The 308-nt window shown below is 43.8% G+C and carries 1 protein-coding gene; it reads right to left on the bottom strand.

The window, feature by feature from the left end:
* The coding region (locus ACWIX0_RS14375; protein ID WP_454174642.1) for a hypothetical protein at positions 1–308 on the bottom strand (308 nt) is incomplete at both ends.

Here is a 308-nt window from a genome sequence, read left to right as displayed (position 1 = left end):
CTGCTTTTGAATTGTGCAAAGAAATCTTGGAAGTGGAATCTAAAGATACCCACCCCCTAGCCCCCTCCGCAAGGGAGGGGGGACAAGAAGTTTGCAACTCCGCAATGGAGGTGGAATAAGAGGCAAAATCCTCCGCAATGGGTTGGGAAATCCTCTCATTGCGAGAATCTGAACTGCCGTCATTGCGAGATTTTGCGACTTTGTTAAAAGTTGTAAATTCGTGGCAATCTATGTTTTTTAGAGATACTTCGCTACGCTCAGTATGACAATTTGCTTTTTGAGAGCTAGAAAGATTTAGTGCAGAGTTA

Source organism: Helicobacter sp. T3_23-1059, assembly GCF_053654515.1.
Note: the sequence above shows the minus strand (reverse complement) of the source record. Positions and strands in the feature narration are given on the sequence as shown.